Annotated in this window: 22 protein-coding genes and 1 pseudogene; 11 read left to right on the top strand and 12 right to left on the bottom strand. The window is 63.8% G+C overall.

Going from position 1 to position 19318, the window contains the following annotated elements:
• The 3 genes and pseudogenes from Q8R73_RS18570 to cysS form a co-directional block, all read right to left on the bottom strand.
• Window positions 1–734, bottom strand: a pseudogene (locus Q8R73_RS18570) (citramalate synthase); the annotation flags it as partial.
• A complete protein-coding gene (locus Q8R73_RS18565) occupies window positions 731–1240 on the bottom strand; it encodes a GNAT family N-acetyltransferase (RefSeq protein WP_305721008.1) in 510 nt (169 codons plus the stop codon). The pseudogene Q8R73_RS18570 and the gene Q8R73_RS18565, both read right to left, overlap by 4 nt.
• 114 nt (window positions 1241–1354) lie before the next feature.
• On the bottom strand, window positions 1355–2758 hold the full coding sequence (gene cysS, locus Q8R73_RS18560) for a cysteine--tRNA ligase (protein WP_305721007.1): 1404 nt from the start codon (window positions 2756–2758) through the stop codon (window positions 1355–1357).
• 274 nt (window positions 2759–3032) lie between these two features.
• On the opposite strand from cysS, the gene Q8R73_RS18555 reads away from it, so the two are divergent.
• Together Q8R73_RS18555 and Q8R73_RS18550 are read left to right on the top strand one after the other, a co-directional pair.
• Complete coding sequence (locus Q8R73_RS18555) at window positions 3033–3341, top strand: hypothetical protein (RefSeq protein ID WP_305721006.1); 309 nt, start codon at window positions 3033–3035, stop codon at window positions 3339–3341.
• 168 nt (window positions 3342–3509) lie between these two features.
• Window positions 3510–4658 carry a DUF2865 domain-containing protein gene (locus Q8R73_RS18550; RefSeq protein ID WP_305721005.1) on the top strand — a complete coding sequence of 383 codons (1149 nt, stop codon included), beginning with the start codon at window positions 3510–3512 and terminating at the stop codon, window positions 4656–4658.
• 33 nt (window positions 4659–4691) lie between these two features.
• Here the strand turns inward: Q8R73_RS18550 and Q8R73_RS18545 are convergent, their stop codons facing one another.
• From Q8R73_RS18545 to Q8R73_RS18535, 3 genes are read right to left on the bottom strand one after another with little or no spacing between them, the layout of a single operon-like run.
• Window positions 4692–6443, bottom strand: coding sequence for an NAD+ synthase (locus Q8R73_RS18545; RefSeq protein WP_305721004.1), 1752 nt, complete (start codon window positions 6441–6443; stop codon window positions 4692–4694).
• Between the two features lie 44 nt (window positions 6444–6487).
• Complete coding sequence (locus Q8R73_RS18540) at window positions 6488–6841, bottom strand: diacylglycerol kinase (protein WP_305721003.1); 354 nt, start codon at window positions 6839–6841, stop codon at window positions 6488–6490.
• A 2-nt stretch (window positions 6842–6843) separates the two neighbouring features.
• Window positions 6844–8232, bottom strand: a complete 1389-nt coding sequence (locus Q8R73_RS18535; protein WP_305721002.1) for a class II 3-deoxy-7-phosphoheptulonate synthase — start codon at window positions 8230–8232, stop codon at window positions 6844–6846.
• A 246-nt stretch (window positions 8233–8478) separates the two neighbouring features.
• Between Q8R73_RS18535 and Q8R73_RS18530 the strand changes: the two genes are divergently transcribed.
• Window positions 8479–9438 (top strand): alpha/beta fold hydrolase, encoded by a 960-nt coding sequence (locus Q8R73_RS18530; protein ID WP_371126128.1) that lies wholly within the window; start codon window positions 8479–8481, stop codon window positions 9436–9438.
• A 130-nt stretch (window positions 9439–9568) separates the two neighbouring features.
• Here the strand turns inward: Q8R73_RS18530 and Q8R73_RS18525 are convergent, their stop codons facing one another.
• The 3 genes from Q8R73_RS18525 to Q8R73_RS18515 all read right to left on the bottom strand — a co-directional run bounded on the left by Q8R73_RS18525 (window position 9569) and on the right by Q8R73_RS18515 (window position 10517).
• Window positions 9569–9865, bottom strand: coding sequence for a hypothetical protein (locus tag Q8R73_RS18525; RefSeq protein ID WP_305721000.1), 297 nt, complete (start codon window positions 9863–9865; stop codon window positions 9569–9571).
• A gap of 113 nt (window positions 9866–9978) precedes the next feature.
• A complete protein-coding gene (locus tag Q8R73_RS18520) occupies window positions 9979–10266 on the bottom strand; it encodes a type II toxin-antitoxin system Phd/YefM family antitoxin (protein WP_305720999.1) in 288 nt (95 codons plus the stop codon).
• A 71-nt stretch (window positions 10267–10337) separates the two neighbouring features.
• Window positions 10338–10517, bottom strand: a complete 180-nt coding sequence (locus Q8R73_RS18515; protein WP_305720998.1) for a DUF3072 domain-containing protein — start codon at window positions 10515–10517, stop codon at window positions 10338–10340.
• 143 nt (window positions 10518–10660) lie between these two features.
• Here Q8R73_RS18515 and Q8R73_RS18510 point away from each other — a divergent pair, with 143 nt between their 5' ends.
• The 3 genes from Q8R73_RS18510 to Q8R73_RS18500 are packed head-to-tail and all read left to right on the top strand — an operon-like array spanning window position 10661 to window position 11310.
• On the top strand, window positions 10661–10903 hold the full coding sequence (locus Q8R73_RS18510) for a hypothetical protein (RefSeq protein ID WP_305720997.1): 243 nt from the start codon (window positions 10661–10663) through the stop codon (window positions 10901–10903).
• 22 nt (window positions 10904–10925) lie between these two features.
• On the top strand, window positions 10926–11123 hold the full coding sequence (locus tag Q8R73_RS18505) for a hypothetical protein (protein WP_305720996.1): 198 nt from the start codon (window positions 10926–10928) through the stop codon (window positions 11121–11123).
• Complete coding sequence (locus tag Q8R73_RS18500) at window positions 11083–11310, top strand: hypothetical protein (protein WP_305720995.1); 228 nt, start codon at window positions 11083–11085, stop codon at window positions 11308–11310. Before Q8R73_RS18505 ends, Q8R73_RS18500 begins: the two co-directional genes overlap by 41 nt.
• Window positions 11311–11369: 59 nt before the next feature.
• Here the strand turns inward: Q8R73_RS18500 and gor are convergent, their stop codons facing one another.
• The 3 genes from gor to rpiA all read right to left on the bottom strand — a co-directional run bounded on the left by gor (window position 11370) and on the right by rpiA (window position 14107).
• Window positions 11370–12755, bottom strand: a complete 1386-nt coding sequence (gene gor / locus Q8R73_RS18495; protein WP_305720994.1) for a glutathione-disulfide reductase — start codon at window positions 12753–12755, stop codon at window positions 11370–11372.
• Window positions 12756–12826: 71 nt separating this feature from the next.
• Window positions 12827–13384: a DUF2059 domain-containing protein gene (locus tag Q8R73_RS18490; RefSeq protein WP_305720993.1), complete on the bottom strand. Its 558-nt coding sequence runs from the start codon at window positions 13382–13384 to the stop codon at window positions 12827–12829.
• Between the two features lie 24 nt (window positions 13385–13408).
• Window positions 13409–14107, bottom strand: a complete 699-nt coding sequence (gene rpiA / locus Q8R73_RS18485; RefSeq protein ID WP_305720992.1) for a ribose-5-phosphate isomerase RpiA — start codon at window positions 14105–14107, stop codon at window positions 13409–13411.
• A 193-nt stretch (window positions 14108–14300) separates the two neighbouring features.
• On the opposite strand from rpiA, the gene Q8R73_RS18480 reads away from it, so the two are divergent.
• The 5 genes from Q8R73_RS18480 to Q8R73_RS18460 all read left to right on the top strand — a co-directional run bounded on the left by Q8R73_RS18480 (window position 14301) and on the right by Q8R73_RS18460 (window position 19126).
• A complete protein-coding gene (locus tag Q8R73_RS18480; protein ID WP_305720991.1) occupies window positions 14301–14987 on the top strand; it encodes an HAD family hydrolase in 687 nt (228 codons plus the stop codon).
• A gap of 136 nt (window positions 14988–15123) precedes the next feature.
• Window positions 15124–15579: a hypothetical protein gene (locus Q8R73_RS18475; RefSeq protein WP_305720990.1), complete on the top strand. Its 456-nt coding sequence runs from the start codon at window positions 15124–15126 to the stop codon at window positions 15577–15579.
• A 107-nt stretch (window positions 15580–15686) separates the two neighbouring features.
• Window positions 15687–16715 (top strand): GTP 3',8-cyclase MoaA, encoded by a 1029-nt coding sequence (gene moaA, locus Q8R73_RS18470; protein WP_305720989.1) that lies wholly within the window; start codon window positions 15687–15689, stop codon window positions 16713–16715.
• Window positions 16716–16976: 261 nt separating this feature from the next.
• Window positions 16977–17516 (top strand): TRAP transporter small permease subunit, encoded by a 540-nt coding sequence (locus Q8R73_RS18465; RefSeq protein WP_305721009.1) that lies wholly within the window; start codon window positions 16977–16979, stop codon window positions 17514–17516.
• The gene (locus Q8R73_RS18460) at window positions 17513–19126 is read left to right on the top strand and encodes a TRAP transporter large permease subunit (protein WP_305720988.1); all 1614 of its coding nucleotides are present in this window, start codon (window positions 17513–17515) and stop codon (window positions 19124–19126) included. The genes Q8R73_RS18465 and Q8R73_RS18460 overlap by 4 nt, the downstream gene beginning before the upstream one ends.
• Window positions 19127–19318 lie beyond the last annotated feature (192 nt).

Here is a 19318-nt window from a genome sequence, read left to right as displayed (position 1 = left end):
AGATTGGCGTTGCCGCAGCGCTCGCCAAGCCCGTTCAGCGTGCCCTGAATCTGCCGGGCGCCCGCGCGCACCGCGGCCAGCGAATTCGCCACCGCCTGCTCGGTGTCGTTATGGGTATGGATGCCGACGTGATCGCCGGGGATATGCTTCACCACCTCGCCGACGATGGCCTCGATCTCGTTCGGCATGGTGCCGCCGTTGGTGTCGCATAGCACCACCCAGCGCGCGCCGGAATCATATGCCGCCTTGGCGCAGGCCAGCGCGAACTTCTGATTCTCCTTGTAGCCGTCAAAGAAATGCTCGCAGTCGAGCATGACCTCGCGGCCGGCCGATTTCGCCGCCTTCACACTGTCGCGGATCGAGGCGAGATTTTCCTCGTTGGTGGTCTCCAGTGCCACCCGCACCTGATAGGCCGACGCCTTGGCGACGAAGCAGATCGCGTCCGCTTTGGCTTCCAGCAATGCCGCCAGACCTGGATCGTTCGAGGCCGAGCGGCCGGGACGCCGCGTCATGCCGAACGCGGTGAAGCTCGCATGTTCGAGCTTCGGCTGCTCGGCGAAGAATTCGGTGTCGGTCGGATTGGCGCCGGGATAGCCGCCCTCGACATAGTCGATGCCGAGCTCGTCGAGCATGCCGGCGATCAGCCGCTTGTCATGCAGCGTGAAATCGACGCCGTTGGTCTGCGCGCCGTCGCGCAGCGTGGTGTCGAACAGATAAAGGCGTTCGCGGCTCATGTGGAAACTCCGGGCGCGGCGTCGCCGAGCATCTTCTGCATCGTGGTGTTGGCCAGCCACTCGCCGTTGACGGTGACGGTGTTGCGCTGCTTGCCGACGTAACCGCGCTTGGCGAAGAATTCCGCCGCATTGTCGCTGGCGTCGACCGTGAGGCTTTTGGCGCCGCGGCTGCCGGCGATCTTCTCCAGCGCCTCGCACAGCATTTTGGCCACGCCCTGCCCGACCGCGCTCGGATGCACGAACAGCATGTCGATGTGATCGGCGCCCTTCAGCGAGGCAAAGCCGACCGGCGAATTCTGGATGGTGGCGATCAGCGTGAGTTCACCGGCCAGACGCTTGCCGAATTGCTCTTCGTCATCGGCGGCGCTGGCCCAGGCCTGCTGCTGGGCTTCGCTGTAGTCGTCGCCGGTCAACTCCTCGATGGCGGCGACGAAGATCGCCGCCAGCACGGGGACGTCCTGGCCGAGAAACGGCCGCAACGCGGGTTTGGGGAGTGCCTGTCCCATCGCCTCAAAATACTCCGAACAATTTCAGGGCGAGCAAGATCGCTGCGATGATGACCGCCCACTTGATGAAGATGTAATAGCGCCAGTGTTTCGGAAACGGCGTTTCGGGCTTGCTCATCGCGCGATCTCCCAGGTGGTGCCTTCCTTCGAATCCTTGATGACGACGCCCATGGCCGCCAGTTCATCGCGAATCCGGTCGGATTCTGCAAAATCCTTGCGGGCGCGCGCGGCGGTGCGGTTCGAAATCAGGTCGTCGATATGTTTCGCGTCGATACCGCTCGCCTGCTGTTTCCGGCCCTTCCACTGCGCGACACTCTCGGACAGGAACCCGAGCAGCCGCAGCGTGGCGGCGAACCCGCCGCGATCCCGTTCGCTGCCGGATGCCGCGACATTGCGCAAGCCATGCAATGCCGCGATCATCAGCGGCGTGTTCAGGTCATCCGAAAGTGCATCGATCACGGCATCGGATGGCGGCCCGGCCTTGCCGTCGCCGGCGATTTCGTACCAATCATCCAGCGTCCTGGCGCTCTCCTCGAGGGCCTTCGACGTCCAGTCGATCGGCGAGCGGTAATGCGTCTTCAGCATGTTGAGGCGCAGCACCTCGCCCGGCCAATCCGCCAGCAATTCCCGGATCGTCACGAAGTTGCCGAGGCTCTTCGACATCTTGTCGCCTTCGACCTGCAGGAAGCCGTTGTGCATCCAGACATTGGCCATGCGGTCGGCATGAAACGCGCAGGCGCTCTGCGCCAGTTCGTTCTCGTGATGCGGGAACACCAGATCGATGCCGCCGCCATGGATGTCGAACTGCTCGCCGAGATGCTTCCACGCCATCGCCGAGCACTCGATGTGCCAGCCCGGCCGGCCCGGCACCGATATGCCCGACGGCGACGGCCATGACGGTTCGCCCGGCTTGGCCGGCTTCCACAGCACGAAGTCGGTGCTGTCGCGCTTGTAGGGCGCGACGTCGACGCGGGCGCCGGCGATCATCTCGTCCAGCGAGCGGTTGGCGAGCGCGCCATAGCGCGGCAAATTCGAATTCGCGGCATTCATCGCCTGCGGCGAGAACAGCACGTGGTCTTCGGCCACGTAAGCAAATCCGTCCCGCACCAGCCGCTCGATGATCTCGCGCATCTCGGCGATATGCTCGGTGGCGCGCGGCTCCACCGTCGGCCGCAGCGCCCCCAACGCGTCGACATCCTCGTGAAACTGCCTCTCGGTCAGTTCGGTGACCTTGCGGATCGCCTCGTTCAGCGGCAGGCCGTGGAAATCCCGCGCGGCGCGGTCGTTGATCTTGTCGTCGACGTCGGTGATGTTGCGGACATAGGTGACGTGCGTCTCACCGTAGAGATGCCGCAGCAGCCGGAACAGCACGTCGAACACGATGACCGGGCGCGCATTGCCGATATGGGCAAAGTCATAGACCGTCGGTCCGCAGACATACATGCGCACGTTGGAGGGATCGAGCGGCGTGAACGGCCGCTTCTCCCTGGTCAAGGTATCGTAAAGACGCAATTGCATGGATAACCCGTCCGTTGCGGCCGGGCGTCCAGTGATCTCGTGTGAGAAAAGACGGCCTCAGCCAGCGAATCGCTAGCTCATAATCTCGCGGCAAATGCTGCAGATGGCGAGGTGGCCGTTCATGGGAACTACCATGGGCCAGCCCGGGGGATGGCGTCAAGGGCTTGCAAAGGCTCGATTCGGCCGCCAAAACGCCGGCCGGCCGCTATGGTTAATCATTCTTAACCTTTTGGGTTTATCGAATGCGGCGGCCCTCTCATTTCATTGGTGCAGCATGCGATTTCCGACAGCCCTTTTGACTTGTATGACCCTGCTCGCCGCGACGTCCGCATCGGCCGACAGCCGGGTGTTCATCATTTCCAACCAGGCCGACGGCTACGGCGTCGACCAGTGCCTCGCCAAAGGCGAAAAATGCGGCGCCCACGCCGCCCGCTCCTACTGCCAGTCGCGGGATTTCACCCAGGCCGTGTCGTACCGGCGGGTCGATCCCGATGAAATCACGGGCTCCATCCCCAAGGCCGCCGGCGGCAATTGCAACCATGCCGGCTGCAACGAATACGTCGCCATCACCTGCCAGCGCTGACGCGGCCTGCCGAAGCCAGGCTGCGACCGGCTTCGCCACACTGGCGCCCCGGAAACGACGTGACGCTGCCCCGAGAAGCGGGTATGTGGGGCCGCGCGGTCGCTTTTTTTGGCCTGCGCGGACCTCACTGTGCGGACCGCTTTGCGGACGTGGCTCTAATGGCTGGATATGGCTGAAACGTTGAATACCCCTTTCTCCCGCTGGATCCTGGCCTCTGCCGCGTTGCTTGGCGCGGTCATGGTGAACCTTGGCGCCGCCGCGCAGATGTATCCGGGGCCGCCGCCCTCGCAGGGCGGCGTGGCGGTCAACCCGGTGTGTCCACGGCTGGAGGCGCAACTGGCGACCATCGACCGTGGCGGCGGGGATCCGGCCAAGGAAGAGCAGATCCGCCGCTACCAGGACGCCGCTGCCAGGCAGCAGGGCGAACTCGACCGCGTCACCTCGCAGGCCAAGCGGATGGGCTGCGACAGTTCGGGCTTCTTCTCGCTGTTTTCGGGCCAGTCGGCGCAGTGCGGTCCGGTCAACAACCAGATCCAGCAGATGCGCGGCAATCTGGATCAGATCATGACCAGCCTGGAGCGGCTGCGCGGCGGCGGCTTCGGCGGCGGCGAGCGCGAAAACCAGCGCCGCTCGGTGCTGGCAGCGCTGGCCCAGAACAATTGCGGACCGCAATACGCCAATGCCCCGCGTGGCGGCGGGCCCGGCAACTTCCTGGACAACCTGTTCGGCAACAACATCACCGCGCCAGGCGCCGAGTATGGTGGGCAATCCGGCACCTACCGGACGGTCTGTGTCCGCAGCTGCGACGGCGCCTATTTCCCGGTCTCGTTCGCCACCATCCCGGCCCGGTTTCCGGACGACGAACGGAGCTGCAAGGCGCTTTGCCCGGCGGCGGAGGCCACCCTGTTCGCCTACCGCAATCCCGGCGAGGACATCAACCAGGCGGTCTCGATCGACGGCCAGCCCTACTCCGCCCTGCCCAATGCGTTCAAATTCCGCACCGAGTTCAATCCGTCCTGCGGCTGCAAGGCGGTCGGCCAGACCTGGTCCGACGCGCTGAAAACCATCGACGACAAGGCCGCCGCCGAACAGCAGGGCGACATTATCGTCACCGAAGAGAGCGCAAAGAAGATGGCGCGGCCGAAACCGGCTCCCGCCTCTGCCAAGAAGGGCGCCCCGCCCGCAGCGACGACGGCCACCGCGCCTGCAACCACCGAACCACCGGCGGCGCCAGCCGATTCAACCGGCGCGGCCAAGGACAGGCCGATCCGATCGGTCGGCCCGACCTTCATCCCGACCAATCCAACGGCACGCTAAAGGCGTTAGCCACGCGCAGCCCGGTTAGCTAAGCTAGCCCTCGAACGCTTCGGCCGAGCCGCGGGCCGCGCGAGACACCAGGGTTTGGTCCGGCGCCGGCAGCGACTTTCCGGTGTCGCGGAATTTGTTGGTGATGGGATAGCGGCGATCGCGGCCAAAATTCTTCTGCGTGACCTTGACGCCCGGAGCCGCTTGCCGCCGCTTGTATTCGGCGATGTTGAGCAGCCGGTCGATCCGCGTCACCACGGCCGGATCGAACCCGGCGGCGATGATGTCGACGAGCGGCTGCTCGCGCTCGACCAGCCGTTCCAGGATGCCGTCGAGCATGTCGTAGGGCGGCAGCGAATCCTGGTCGGTCTGGTTTTCACGCAGTTCCGCGGTCGGCGGCCGGACGATGATGTTGACGGGGATGACTTCGCCTGAGGGCCCGAGCGCGCCGTCGGGCTTCCACGAATTGCGCAGAGACGAGAGCCGGAATACTTCGGTCTTGTAGATGTCCTTGATCGGATTGAAGCCGCCATTCATGTCGCCGTACAGCGTGGCGTAACCGACCGACATTTCCGACTTGTTGCCCGTGGTGACCACCATGGCGCCGGTCTTGTTGGAGATCGCCATCAAGAGCGTGCCGCGGGTACGCGCCTGCAGATTCTCTTCGGTGATGTCGCGCGGCAGGCCCGCAAACGTCCCGGACAGGATTTTCTCAAAGCCGTTGACGGCATCCGCAATCGGCAGCACCTCGTAGCGGAAACCGAGGGCATCGGCGAGCTTTGCCGCATCGTCGAGCGAGACCTGCGCGGTGAACCGAAACGGCAGCATGACACCGCGGACGCGCTCGGCGCCGAGTGCATCGACCGCGATCGCGGCGCACAGCGCCGAATCGATGCCGCCGGAAACGCCGAGCAGCACGCCGGGAAACCCGTTTTTCTCGACATAGTCGCGCAAGCCGAGCACGCAGGCGGCATAGTCGCCCTTGTCGCCGTCGACGATCGGCGCCACCGGGCCCGAGCAGCGCCAGCCGGCATCGGTCTTGCGCCAGAGCAGGGTCGTAATGTTTTCCGTAAACGCCGGCAGTTGCGCCGCCACCGAGAGGTCGGCATTCAGCGCGAACGATGCGCCGTCGAACACCAGTTCGTCCTGGCCGCCGACCTGGTTGAGATAGACCAGCGGCAGCCCGCTTTCGGTGACGCGGGCGACCGCAATCGACAGCCGCAAATCGCTCTTGTCGCGGGCATAGGGCGAGCCGTTCGGCACCACCAGCATTTCCGCGCCGGTCTCGGCGAGACATTCGACGACGTTCTCGTAGTCCTCGGATTCTTCCAGCCAGATATCCTCGCAGATGGGGACGCCGACACGGATGCCGCGGATCGTCATCGGGCCTGCCGCCGGTCCGCGCGCGAACAGGCGCTTCTCGTCGAACACGCCGTAATTCGGCAGATTGGCCTTGAACCTGAGAGCCGCGATGCGGCCGCCATCCAGCAGGGCGCAGGCATTATAGAGCTTGCCGTCCTCGACCCAGGGCGTGCCGATCAGCACCGCCGGACCGCCGTCGGCGGTCTCGCGCGCCAGCTCCTCGACCGCGGCGCGGCAGGCCGCCTGGAACGCCGGCTTCAGCACCAGATCTTCCGGCGGATAGCCGGTGATGAACAATTCCGGCAGCACCAGCAGTTCGCCGCCATCGGCGCTTGCCTGCGCCCGCGCTGCGCGCGCTTTCGCGGCGTTGCCGGCGACATCGCCCACGGTCGGATTCAACTGCGCCAGCGTGATCTTGAACTGATGTTCGGTCATTCCGCGATGGTGCCCTGCACAAGCGCAAACTGCAATCGCATGCTTCAGATCACGCCTATGCGCTCAGCGATGGCGAACAGCCAGAACAGCCCGGCCACGACCAGGGTGACGCCGACGGCCGCGGAGCCCATGTCCTTGACCCGGCCAATCTGCGGATCATGCTCGGTCGTCAGCCGGTCCGCGAGTTTTTCGATCGCGGTGTTGAGCAGTTCCACCACCAGCACCAACACCACCACGGCAACCAGCTCGACGCTGCGCATGGTGGTGACGCCGATCAGCCACGCCAGCGGCAACGCCAGCGCCAGCGCCACCAGTTCCTCGCGAATCGCCGCCTCCGAGCGGATGGCAAAGGCGAGGCCGTTGCGCGTATTGATGGTGGCCCGCCAGAACCGCAGCAATTCTACAGCCCCGCTGCGGCCGGCATCGGCTGCGCCTTGCCGGCACGCTCCTGCTTGAGCAATTCGGCGATAAGGAATGCCATGTCGATCGACTGCTCGGCATTGAGCCTTGGATCGCACACCGTGTGATAGCGGTCGCTGAGATTCTCATGGCTGATGGCGCGCGCGCCGCCGACGCATTCGGTGACGTCCTGCCCGGTCATTTCCAGATGCACGCCGCCGGCATGGGTGCCCTCCGCCGCATGGATGGTGAAGAACGATTTCACTTCCGACAGGATGCGGTCGAACGGCCGGGTCTTGTAGCCGGAGTTGGAGGCAATGGTATTGCCGTGCATCGGATCGCACGACCATACCACGACGCGGCCCTCGCGCTGAACCGCGCGGATCAGCTGCGGCAGGTGATCTGCGATCTTGTCGGAGCCGAAGCGGTTGATCAGCGTCAGGCGTCCGGGCTCGTTGTCCGGGTTGAGGATGTCGATCAGCTTCAGCAGTTCGTCCGGCTTCAGCGACGGACCGCATTTCAGACCAATCGGATTCTTGATGCCGCGGAAATATTCGACATGGCCGTGATCGAGCTGCCGGGTGCGATCGCCGATCCAGATCATGTGGCCCGAAGTGGCATACCAGTCGCCGGTCATGGAATCGACGCGCGTAAATGCCTGCTCGTAGCCGAGCAGCAGCGCTTCGTGGCTGGTGTAGAAATCGGTGGCGCGCAGCTCCGGATGGCTTTCCAGATCGAGCCCGCAGGCGCGCATGAAATTCAAGGCATCGGAGATGCGGTCGGCCAGTTCCTTGTAACGCCGCGACTGCGGCGAATCCTTCAGGAAGCCGAGCATCCACTGATGCACGCTGCCGAGATTGGCGAAGCCGCCGGTGGCGAAGGCGCGCAGCAGGTTCAGCGTCGCCGCCGACTGCCGGTACGCCATCAGCTGGCGCTGTGGATCCGGAATGCGCGCTTCCGGGGTGAACGCGATGTCATTGACGATGTCGCCGCGATAGCTCGGCAGCTCGAGGTCGCCGATCTTCTCCATGGGCGAGGAGCGCGGCTTGGCGAATTGTCCGGCGATGCGGCCGACCTTCACGACCGGCACCGCGCCGGCATACGTCAGGACCACCGCCATCTGCAGCAGCACCCGGAAGAAATCGCGGATGTTGTTGGCGCCATGCTCGGCAAAGCTCTCGGCGCAGTCGCCGCCCTGCAGCAGGAAGGCCTCGCCCTTGGCGACGCGCGCCAGTTGCTTTTTAAGGTTGCGGGCCTCGCCGGCAAACACCAGCGGCGGAAACGTCGCGAGCTGCGCCTCGACATCGGCCAATGCCCGGGCATCGGGGTAGTCGGGGATCTGCAAGCTTGGCCGCGCGCGCCAGCTATCGGGTGTCCACCGTTCGGACATGGCGTTAACTCCTGAACAATAACCGCTACTTATGGCAGGCAGCGAAGGGCCGGGTTATACACAGGCTGATCACAGACCGCCAGAGCGCGATGACATCAGCCTGGAGACATCTCGCTCTATCCTTTTGTTTACGCATGATCTTTTCGGAAGGCCGGGACCACTTTTCCGGATGATGCGGCTGAAATTCAACCGGGCGATACAACCCCTTGCGACAAAAGCTGAATTCGCATTTGGTGTGATGAACCCATGGAAGCGGATGAGGAAAGAGGGTTGGCTGAGGCTGCGCTGGACGACGTTTTCATCGACGACATCACCTTCCCTGCTGCCGACGGGTATCAGCTGGGAGCCACGCTGTTCTTGCCGCGGGGAACGAAGCGCCATGCCGTCCTGATCAATTCGGCCACAGCGACCCCGCGCCGGATCTACAAGGGGTTCGCCGGCTATCTGGCGCGCCGCGGCTGCGCGGTGCTGACCTATGATTATCGCGGCACCGGCGACAGCCGCCAGAAGGCGATGGTCGGCTACAACCAGCTGAAATCGCTTGATGGATTCAAGGCCTCGATGTCGGACTGGGCGGCGCTGGACGCCGCCGCCGCGGTGGCCTGGATGCGCGAGCGCTACAAACCCCTGCCGCTGAACTATGTCGGCCATTCCTTCGGCGGCCAGGCGCTGGGGCTGCTGGCCAACAACAACGAGATATCCCGCGCCCTCTTCGTCGCGGCAGAGGCCGGCTACTGGAAGCTGATGGCCTCGCCCGAGCGCTATCGCGTCTACGCCATGCTGAATTTCGTCGGCCTGCCGCTGACGAAAATGCTCGGCTATGCGCCGGGCTGGAGCGGCCTCGGCCAAGACCTGCCGAAGGGCGTGTTCGAACAATGGGTCGGCTGGGTCATGAGCGAGCGCTATCTGTTCACCGACCCCAAACTCCCCGGTTTGTCGAATTTCGCCAACTACAAGGGCGCGCTGCGCGCGCTGTGCCTTTCCGACGATCCCTGGGCGACCCGGCCGGCGGTCGGTTTGCTGTGCTCGGGGTTTTCTTCGATCGAGCCGGAGATCCTGACCATTACGCCCGCCGATGTCGGCGCGGCCAAAATCGGACATTTCGGTTTCTTCCGCCCCGAGCACCGCGACACGCTGTGGCGGGGCGCGGCGGAATGGATCGAGGCGGCGGAGTGGCGTCCGCCGTTATGGCCGACATTGCCGTGAACCAGCAAGAAGCCTCAATTCACAAGCGTTCCAACGGCGCGACCGGAGTCGGTGGATTCTCTCCCATGATGGTGATCGACTTCAGAACGTCTGCATCGATCAAGCGCGCGAAGTCAGCGTGGCCTTGCGGTCACAGGTGCCATGAAGCGAAGGCCTTGATGACTTGATTGAAGAAACGCGGCGGCAAGTAGCCGTAATCGTAGCGATCGGTGCGGCCGATTTTCGCAAGATCATATCCCGGCCATTCGAATTCGTTACCTTCTGCGACGACGATCCACGAACGTTCGTCGTCAAGTCCGAGATGACGTTTGACCGATGCGGGAATTTCCACGGCAGCCGCGGAATCGGCAGGAGGCGAATGCGTGATCGGCAGGACCACAACGACCGTCGTGTCGTTCGCTGGGCGCTCGACCGCAAGTACGATCACACTCGGGCGATCCTTTCGCCCTTCGTCCCGACCATCTTCGTGCTCGTGATGCCAAAGATAGGCGTAGGATATGACAAGACCCGGTTCCGGTGGGGGGATCGGCATACGCCCCGTTATTTCCGCTTAAGTACCGCATCGAGATGCGCATGCCGCTTGTCCATGCGTGAGGCGCCGATGGTCTGAACCCTCTCGTCAGACAGCTCGGCCGTCGCAAAGCTGCGGCGACGCTGCTGGAAACGGCGGAACTCCTCGTACTCGTTCGGCGCAACGAAATAGCCCGTGATCGATCCGTGGCTCGATACCGCCACGGCCTCGCGTTGGGCAAGCATTCGGTAGCGGCCAAAGTTGCGGGTAAACTCCGAAGCCGGGATAGTGTCTGCCACGTTCACATTTCTCTTCATGGTCTCTCAATATACGCGATTTACGCTAAAAGCGCAACTTGCGTATTATACATGAATTACGTGCCCGGCCTTCAAAACGAATTCGCCAGCTCGATTTCCGCCTTCAGCGCGCAAATTCGCCGCTCGGCCTCCCTCGCGGTCAGGTTCTTCTCGAACAGTTTTGGCTGGTAGGCCTCGGCGCTGAGCGTGCGCAGGGTCGCCAACTGGCGGGGCGTCATCGGGGCGTCGATCTGGTCGGGTAGTCGGGTCATCGGGAACCTCCAAAGAAAAAGAATCTTGGGCCGGCTGCAAATCTTAACTTGAAGTTTGTTCTTATTTTGTTCTCTATGGAGGTCAACCCACGAGGCATCCGATGGACAACAAGCTTAACGAAATTCGTAGGAAAATCAGGTTCTTGCGCTCCGAAATGCTGAGTGCCGAGGCCACCATCCGGCAACAGGTCAACCGGGACGAGGACTGTTCCGAGGCCTCGATGCAGCTGATGGCGATGCGCGTGGTCATGCTCGGCCTGATCGCCGAGCGGAACCGGCTCGGCGGCGAGGAGCGATTGCTGGACGTGGACGAGCGGCTGAAGCTGGATTACCGCGCCGTCAGCCGAAAACCCCTGAAAGGCGCGCTCGGCCGCCGTGCCCGATGATCGCGAGGACAGCGCGGATCCCTTGCAATGGAAGACCCAGACCCTGCGCGGGCAGCTGGTCGAGCTGGGCTCGGCGATCCGCCAGCTCAATCAATCCGGCCTCGACAGCGCGACCGCGCAGCTACTGCTGTCGCGCAAGCGGGCCGAACTGGAAGACCTGATCAAGCGAGGCCGCGCCGATGCGAGAGCCGCTCAAATGGTACGACCCCAACGCGGATAACCCGCCCTGGATCAAGGCCCTCGCCGAGGTCCGGCACCGGGCGGCCAGGGAGGGCTGGTGCTACCACCATGTCCAGGCGATCATCGTCTCGATCGACCAGTATGCCGAAGCTGCACTCGGCAACCGGGATTATTTTCTGAACAGGCCGTATGGCGTTGGCGGCGGGAGCAAGGGTGAGGTGCCTTAGGCGCGGGCGGAGGCTATTTGCATCGCGTCGCAAAAGAACCAGCGACTGGCCACCAAGCCCTACTCCGCTGCTTCCCGCACATGCCTCGCGGTCACCGTCCGCATCGTCACCAGTTCTTCCGCCGCGGTCGGATGCACCGCCATCGTGCCGTCGAAGTCGGCCTTGGTGACCTTCATCTTCACGGCGATGCCGATCAGCTGGATCATTTCGGCGGCGCCGTCGCCGACGATGTGGCAGCCGAGGACGCGGTCCGTCGTGCCGTCGACCACGAGTTTCATCAGCACGCGGGTGTCGCGGCCGGACATGGTCGCCTTGATCGGCCTGAAGTTGGTCTTGTAGATATCGACGATGCTGAATTGCGCGCGGGCCTCGGTTTCCGTGAGGCCGACGGTCCCGACCTCGGGCTGGGAAAACACCGCGGTCGGAATATGGCTGTGGTCGACTTCGACGGTACGCTGGCCGAACACGGTGTCGGCGAAGGCGTGGCCTTCGCGGATCGCGACCGGGGTCAGGTTGGTGCGATGGGTGACGTCGCCGATGGCGTAGATCGACGGCACCGAGGTCCTGGAAAAACTGTCGACGGCGATGCCGCCGTTTTTGGGATTGATGGCGACGCCTGTCGTCTCCAACCCGAGATTGGCGACGGCGGGATGCCGTCCGATCGCAAACATCACCTGATCGGAGGCGATGCTTGATCCGTTCGACAGATGGGTGGTGAATTCATCACCATGCCTGCCGATCCTGCCGACGGTGCAGCCGGTGAGAATGGTGATGCCATTCTTCTCCATCTCGGTGCGGACGTGGGCGCGGACATCCTCATCGAAACCGCGCAAGATGTTGTCGCCGCGATAGATCAGCGTCACGTCGGAACCAAAACCGGCGAAGATGCAAGCGAATTCCAGCGCGATGTAGCCGCCGCCCTGGATCACGATGCGCCTTGGCAATTGCGGCAGATCGAACACCTCGTTGGAGGAGATGACGTGCTCGATGCCGGGGATCTCGACGCCGTGATTGGGCGCGCCGCCGGTGGCAATCAGCACATATTTCGCCGTAACGGTCTCGCCGGTCGCCAGCCGCAGCGTATGGGGACCCTCGAATACCGCGCGGGTCTTGACCACGCGGGCGCCGGACTTTTCGACGTTGGTGGTATAGGCCGCTTCCAGCCGGGCGATCTCGCGGTCCTTGTTGGCGATCAAGGTCGGCCAGTCGAAGCTCGCCTGAGGAATGGTCCAGCCGAAACCGGCGGCGTCCGCGATCTCGTGCTGGATGTGCGAGGCGTAGACCAGCAGTTTTTTCGGCACGCAGCCGCGGATCACGCAGGTGCCGCCCATGCGGTATTCTTCGGCGATCATCACCTTGGCGCCATGGCCGGCGGCGATCCGGGCGGCGCGCACCCCGCCCGACCCTCCTCCGATCACGAACAGATCGACGTCGAACTCAGCCATGGCATCCTCAATTCACGCTAATGGCGAGTGCCGACGAAAACTCGACACCCTTGCCATTCGCACTTCGCTACTCAGATCTGTTTGCCGCGCTTGCGCATCTCGGTACGGAATTCGCCGTTGACCACTTCGGAGAAATTCTGCGCCCAGCCGTTCATGTAGGACATGCTGAACTGGATCGCGCGGGGTTCGGCCGCCAGCAGCTTCTGGCCGAGCGGCGACTTGTAGAAGGTGACGAGGTCCTTCAATTCCTGCTCGGAAAACTCGTTGGTGTAGATGCTCGCCATGCCGTCGCCGATTTCCTTCTCGCGGCCGGCGAGTTTCTGGGCGACGATCACGGCGACCTCGTTGAGGTCCTTCTGATAGTTCAGGTTGTTCTGCAGCAGCACGTTCTTGGTCTGCTCGACGAGATTGGGAACGGCGCTGGCATACATCGCGCTGGCGTTCTTCATCGCCAGGATTTCCTTGGCGGCGGCCATTGCTGCCGCCGAGCCCTGCTTCAGCGGCACGGCCGTCGCAGCCGGCGCCGGCTGCTTCTGCTGTGCCACGGCTGGAACGCCTGATACCGCCAGCCCGAGTGCGAGGCCGAAGGAAAGGCCTGCGGCCGGCAAAATCTTCGAAACAAGTTTCATTCCAACTCTCCTGAGATTGCGGCGTCAGCGCCGTTCAATTACGCGAATTCCCTGGGCGCCCGCCAGAACGGCAAGGTCGGCAAGACCGATGAACAGCCCGTGCTCGACGACACCGGGAATGGCGGTCAACAACCCCGCCAGACGCGGCGCATCGGCGATTTGCCCCAGATGGGCATCGACAATGCAGTGGCCGCCATCGGTGACAAAAACGTGGCCGTCCTTGCCCTTTCGCAGCACCATGTGCCCGGAATTGCCGGTTTGCGCAAATGCCGCGGCCATGGCGCGCTGCGTCGCGGCCAGGCCGAACGGAATGACCTCGACGGGGAGCGGGAAACGGCCGAGAACGTCGACCCATTTGCTGTCGTCGGCGATCACGATCATGCGATCAGAGGCGGTGGCCACGATCTTTTCGCGCAGCAGCGCGCCGCCGCCGCCCTTGATCAGGTTAAGCGCGGCATCGATCTCGTCGGCGCCGTCGACGGTGAGGTCGAGCCGGTCGACATCGTCGAGCGTGGTCAGGGGAACGCCGCATTGCTCGGCCTGGATGCGGGTCGCCTCCGAGGTCGGCACCCCCACCACGTTCAATCCGGCGCGGACCTTTTCGCCGAGCAGGTCGACAAAATGGCGGGCGGTCGAACCGGTGCCGAGGCCGAGCTTCATGCCGTCCCGCACATGCTCGAGTGCGCGCGCCGCCGCCTGCCGTTTCAATTCGTCCATATTCACGCGAAATGCCCTCGGGAGCCGCCGTCGGGGGGATCGGCTGGCGTTTCGCGGGCATCTTTAGCTTCGTTTGCCGGCTTGGAACAGGCCGATAAGGGGACTGCGACCGCCTTTGTCCGGCACCCCGGGCGCTGCGACGGAATGCCGGTCCCCCCGGGGCTTGCGCGACGACCCGGGGACCGATAGCGATTTTCGCATGATCCCTCCCCGCATCGTTGTATTTGATCTCGACGGCACGCTGGTGGATACAGCGCCCGACCTGATCAGCGCCCTCAACTACGTGCTCGACCGCGAGGGCCTGCCACCGGTACCGCTGCAGGTCGCGCGCAACATGATCGGGCAAGGCGCCCGCAGACTGATCGAGCGCGGCCTCGAGCTCGAGGGCCGCGCCGCCAGCGTCGCCGACATCACCCGGCTCACTTCCGATTTCATCGATTACTATGCGGCCAATATCGCCGTCGCCTCGCGGCCCTTCGAGGGCCTCGAGGGCTCGCTCGACGAATTGGCCGCGCGCGGATTCCGTTTCGCGGTCTGCACCAACAAGCTGGAATGGCTGTCGAAGCTGCTGCTCGACCAGCTCGGCTTGAGCTCGCGCTTTGCCGCGATCTGCGGCGCCGACACGTTCGGCGTTTCAAAGCCGGATCCCGTCATCCTGCGCGAGACGGTCGCGCGCGCCGGCGGGCTCATCGCCGGAGCGATCATGGTGGGGGATGCCGGCCCGGATATCGGTGTCGCCCGCCGCGCCGGGATTCCCGTGATCGGCGTTGAATTCGGCTATACCGAGGTGCCGATCGCGGATCTCAAACCGGACCTGTTGATCGGCCATATGCGCGATTTGCCGGATGCGGTTGCACGCTTGGCAGCATCCGGAAATACCCCATAAGATATTGATTGTATAACGAAATAGCAGAATTAACCATTTCTTAACGTTTCTGCCGGGCGTGGTTGCACCGCCTTCCGGGCGCTCATATGGTCGGCGCCGGGGATTGTGGCGGTTTGCCGCAACAAGAGTGACCGGTATGCGTCAAGTCGTCGTCATTGCGGTTGCCGGGGCCAGCCTGGCCGGATGTTCGTCCTTTTCCCTGGACGCCTTCAAGCCGACGCCGCCCGTCGTCCAGGTCCAGCTCGATTCGATCCCGTCGGGCGCTGACGCCAAGACCTCCGTAGGACCGGGCTGCAAGACGCCGTGCTCCGTCGGGATTCCCGCGGTCGATGGCGGTTTCACCGTCACCTACACGCTGAACAAGTTCCTGCCGGCCACCGTCTCCGTGCAGGTCATCAATATCCCCGGCGATTTCTCGACGCCGGCCTCGACCACGATCGATCCGAATCCGGTGGTCGCGGAACTGCAGCCCGCCGGACCGCCGCCAAAGCCGGCTCGCAAGCGGCCGCCGAAGCCGAAACAGCCGCCGCCGGCAGCCGCCGCGCCCGCGGCATCGCCGTTCCCGCCGCCACCGCCGCCACAGGCCCGCTGACCGCGTGCGCTGCACCTGAACAGCTTGCGGATTGTACTGCTGTCGCAACGTCCCTAGATTGCGCTGGTGGCGCCCTTTCCGCGGCTGCTACCGAAAGGCGCATCTGAATGACCGGACCCAGTTCCCCCGCGTCGCTGTCACGTCCGATGACCGACTCGTTCGGCCGGAATATCAGCTATTTGCGGGTTTCGGTCACCGATCGCTGCGACCTGCGCTGCTTCTATTGCATGTCGGAAGACATGACATTCCTGCCCAAGGCCGACCTGCTCTCGCTGGAAGAGCTCGACCGGCTGTGCACGGCCTTCATCGCCAAGGGCGTGAAGAAATTGCGGCTGACCGGCGGCGAGCCGCTGGTCCGGCGCAACGTGATGTCGCTGGTGCGCTCGCTGTCGCGCCACCTCGACTCCGGCGCGCTCAATGAGCTGACCCTGACCACCAACGGATCGCAGCTGGCGCGCTTTGCCGGTGAGCTGCGCGACTGCGGGATACGCCGCATCAATGTCTCACTCGACACGCTGAACCCCGCGAAATTCAAGGCGATCACCCGCTGGGGCGATCTCGACAAGGTGCTGGCAGGCATCGAGGCCGCGCGGTCGGCCGGCCTCGCCGTCAAGATCAACGCGGTGGCGCTGAAGAACCTGAACGAGGTGGAAATCCCCGACCTGATGCGATGGGCGCACGGCAAGGGCATGGCGCTGACGCTGATCGAGGTGATGCCGATGGGCGACATCGGCGAGGGCCGCATCGACCAGTATGTGCCCCTGTCGCTGTTGCGCGCCCGCCTGGCCCAGCAATTCACCCTGACCGACCTTGCCGACGACACCGGCGGCCCTGCCCGTTATGTAAGCGTCGCCGAAACCGGCGGCAAACTCGGCTTCATCACGCCGATGACCCACAACTTCTGCGAAGCATGCAACCGCGTGCGCATCACCTGTACCGGCACGCTTCATACCTGCCTCGGCCATGAGGATGCCTCCGATTTGCGCAAACCGTTACGGGCCTCCGCCGACAACGACCTGCTTTCCGCCGCGATCGACCGCGCCATCGGCCTGAAACCGAAGGGGCACGACTTCATCATCGATCGCCGGCACAACCGGCCGAGCGTCAGCCGGCATATGAGCGTCACCGGCGGCTGAGACCGCCGCCAACCCCCGTACCGACTTTTTTTGTTTGACGCTGCGCCGCCGCGCTGGAATGGTGCGGCCGCTTCATGCTGCCGGCCGGACAGGCCGCTGCGCTCTCTTCGCGCAGTCAAGACGGCATGGCGCAATTTGGGGGTGATCTTTGCCATCGCAGCAAACAACAAGCCGTGGCGCCATCCGGGCGAAACGCGGCGGCGAGACGACATGCGCTGAAGCACCGAACCTGCTCCACTGGCGCGTGACCGGGCGAACATGATGCGTCCGCTACTGGCGCTGAGCCGCGGGATCGACCTGCTCAACGAAAAGATCGGCAACGTCTGCAACGTTCTGGTGCTGGCGGCCTGCATGGTGAGCGCCGGCAACGCCATGATCCGCTACGCCTTCGGCTACAGCTCCAACGGCTGGCTCGAGCTGCAGTGGTACATGTTCGCCATCCTGGTGATGTTCGGCGCATCCTACACCTTCAAGCGCAATGAACACGTGCGGGTCGAAATCCTCTACCTGATGCTCTCCGAGCGCGGCCAGCTCTGGCTCGATCTGATCGGTACATTGGTGTTTCTGATCCCGGCCTGCCTGCTGCTGTCCTGGCTGTCCTGGCCGTTCTTCATGCAGGCTTACGCCGTCGGCGAGGCGTCGAGCAATGCCGGCGGCCTGTTGCGCTGGCCGATCAAGATCGTCGTTCCCGTGGGCTTCGTGATGCTCGCGCTGCAGGGCGTATCCGAGGTCATCAAGCGCATCGCGGCGCTGCAGAACCTCGTGACCATCGACGCCAAGTACGAAAGACCGATGCAATGATCACGCTGGAAATGATGCCGCCGCTGATGTTCGGCGGCCTGATTCTGGCGATGCTGATCGGCTTCCCGGTGGCGTTCACGCTGGCCGCGGTCGGATTCCTGTTCGGGTTTCTGTCGATCTATCTCGGCTTCTTCGATTTCGCTTTCCTGCAGGCTATTCCGGGCCGGATCTTCGGCGGCGTGCTGTCCAACGAGCTCCTGCTCGCGATCCCGTTCTTCACCTTCATGGGCGCGATCCTGGAGCGATGCGGCCTCGCGGAGGACATGCTGGATTCGATGGGCCAGCTGTTCGGCCCGATCCGTGGCGGCCTCGGCTATTCCGTCATCATCGTCGGGTTCATCCTGGGCGCCATTACCGGAACGGTGGCGGCGCAGGTGATCGCGATGGCGATGATTTCGATGCCGGTGATGATCCGCTATAAATACAACATCCGCTACATCACCGGCGTGCTGGCGGCGTCGGGCACCATCACCCAACTGGTACCCCCGTCGCTGGTGCTGATCGTGCTCGCCGACCAGCTCGGCAAGTCGGTCGGCGACATGTATCTCGGTGCATGGGGCCCCTCGGTCCTGCAGATCATGCTGTTCGCCGGCTACACCTTCATGCTCGGCCTGATCAAGCCCGACCATGTGCCGCCGGTACCGCGCGACCAGCTCACGCTGCGGGGCTGGCCCTTGTGGCGCAAATGCCTGATGGGCATCATCCCGTCAGCCGTGCTGATCTTCGTCGTGCTCGGCACCATGATGCTGGGCCTTGCCACTCCCACCGAGGCCGGCGCCATGGGCGCGGTCGGCGCGATCGTGCTTGCGGCGATTCACAGCAAGGAGTTCAGCAGCACCGGTCAGAAAATCCTGATTGCCGGCGTCATCGCATCGGGCATCGGCGCGATCATCGGAATCTTCCTGACGCAGGGTCTGTTGTTCAAGCTCACCTTCGTGTTGGCCTATTTCGCCGTGGTGTGGGTCTGCCTCGAGGCGGTGCGCATCCCGGAACTGCGCAGCCTGATCAAGCAGGGCTACGAAAGCACCATGCGCCTCACGAGCATGGTGGTGTTCATCCTGATCGGCTCGACCTGTTTCTCGATCGTGTTCCTCGGGGTTTCGGGCGGGGTATGGCTTGAGCACATGCTGACATCGCTGCCCGGCGGCGTCTGGGGCTTCCTGGCCTTCATCAACGTCTTCATTTTCTTCCTGGCGTTCTTCCTGGATTTCTTCGAGATCGCCTTCATCATCCTGCCGATGGTGGCGCCGATCGCGCAGAAGATCCTGACGCCGGTGGTCGGCGCCGACGCAGCGCTGATCTGGTTCGGCGTCATGCTCTGCGTCAACATGCAGACCTCGTTCCTGCATCCGCCGTTCGGCTTCGCGCTGTTCTACCTGCGCGGCGTGGCGCCCAGATCGGTCAAGAGTTCGGATATCTATTGGGGCGCCGTACCCTGGATCGGATTGCAGATCATTATGGTTGTGCTGGTGATCGCGTTCCCGTGGACCGTGACGGCGCTGCTCGACAAGCCGCTCAGCGCCGAGGATATCAGCAAGTTCAGGATCGAGATTCCACAAATGGAGGAATTGCCGCCGATCGATTTCAAAGCCTTTGAGAAGCCCCGCTAGGGTCTCCCCGGCGGCAAACGAAGCTCGCCGCCGGCTGTGCCCGCAAACCGGGCACCGCGTTACCGCAGTCGAGTTTCCCCTTCACTATCAACAAACTTGACGGCGGCTTCGCGCGCTGGAATGGTACGATCGCTTCATGCTAGCAGGGCAGGATAAGCCGCGGCGCCTGACGGGCGCCGGAAAGACGGCAGA

It is taken from the genome of Bradyrhizobium sp. (assembly GCF_030697065.1).
In the GTDB taxonomy this organism is placed as follows: Bacteria; Pseudomonadota; Alphaproteobacteria; order Rhizobiales; family Xanthobacteraceae; genus Bradyrhizobium.
Note: the sequence above shows the minus strand (reverse complement) of the source record. Positions and strands in the feature narration are given on the sequence as shown.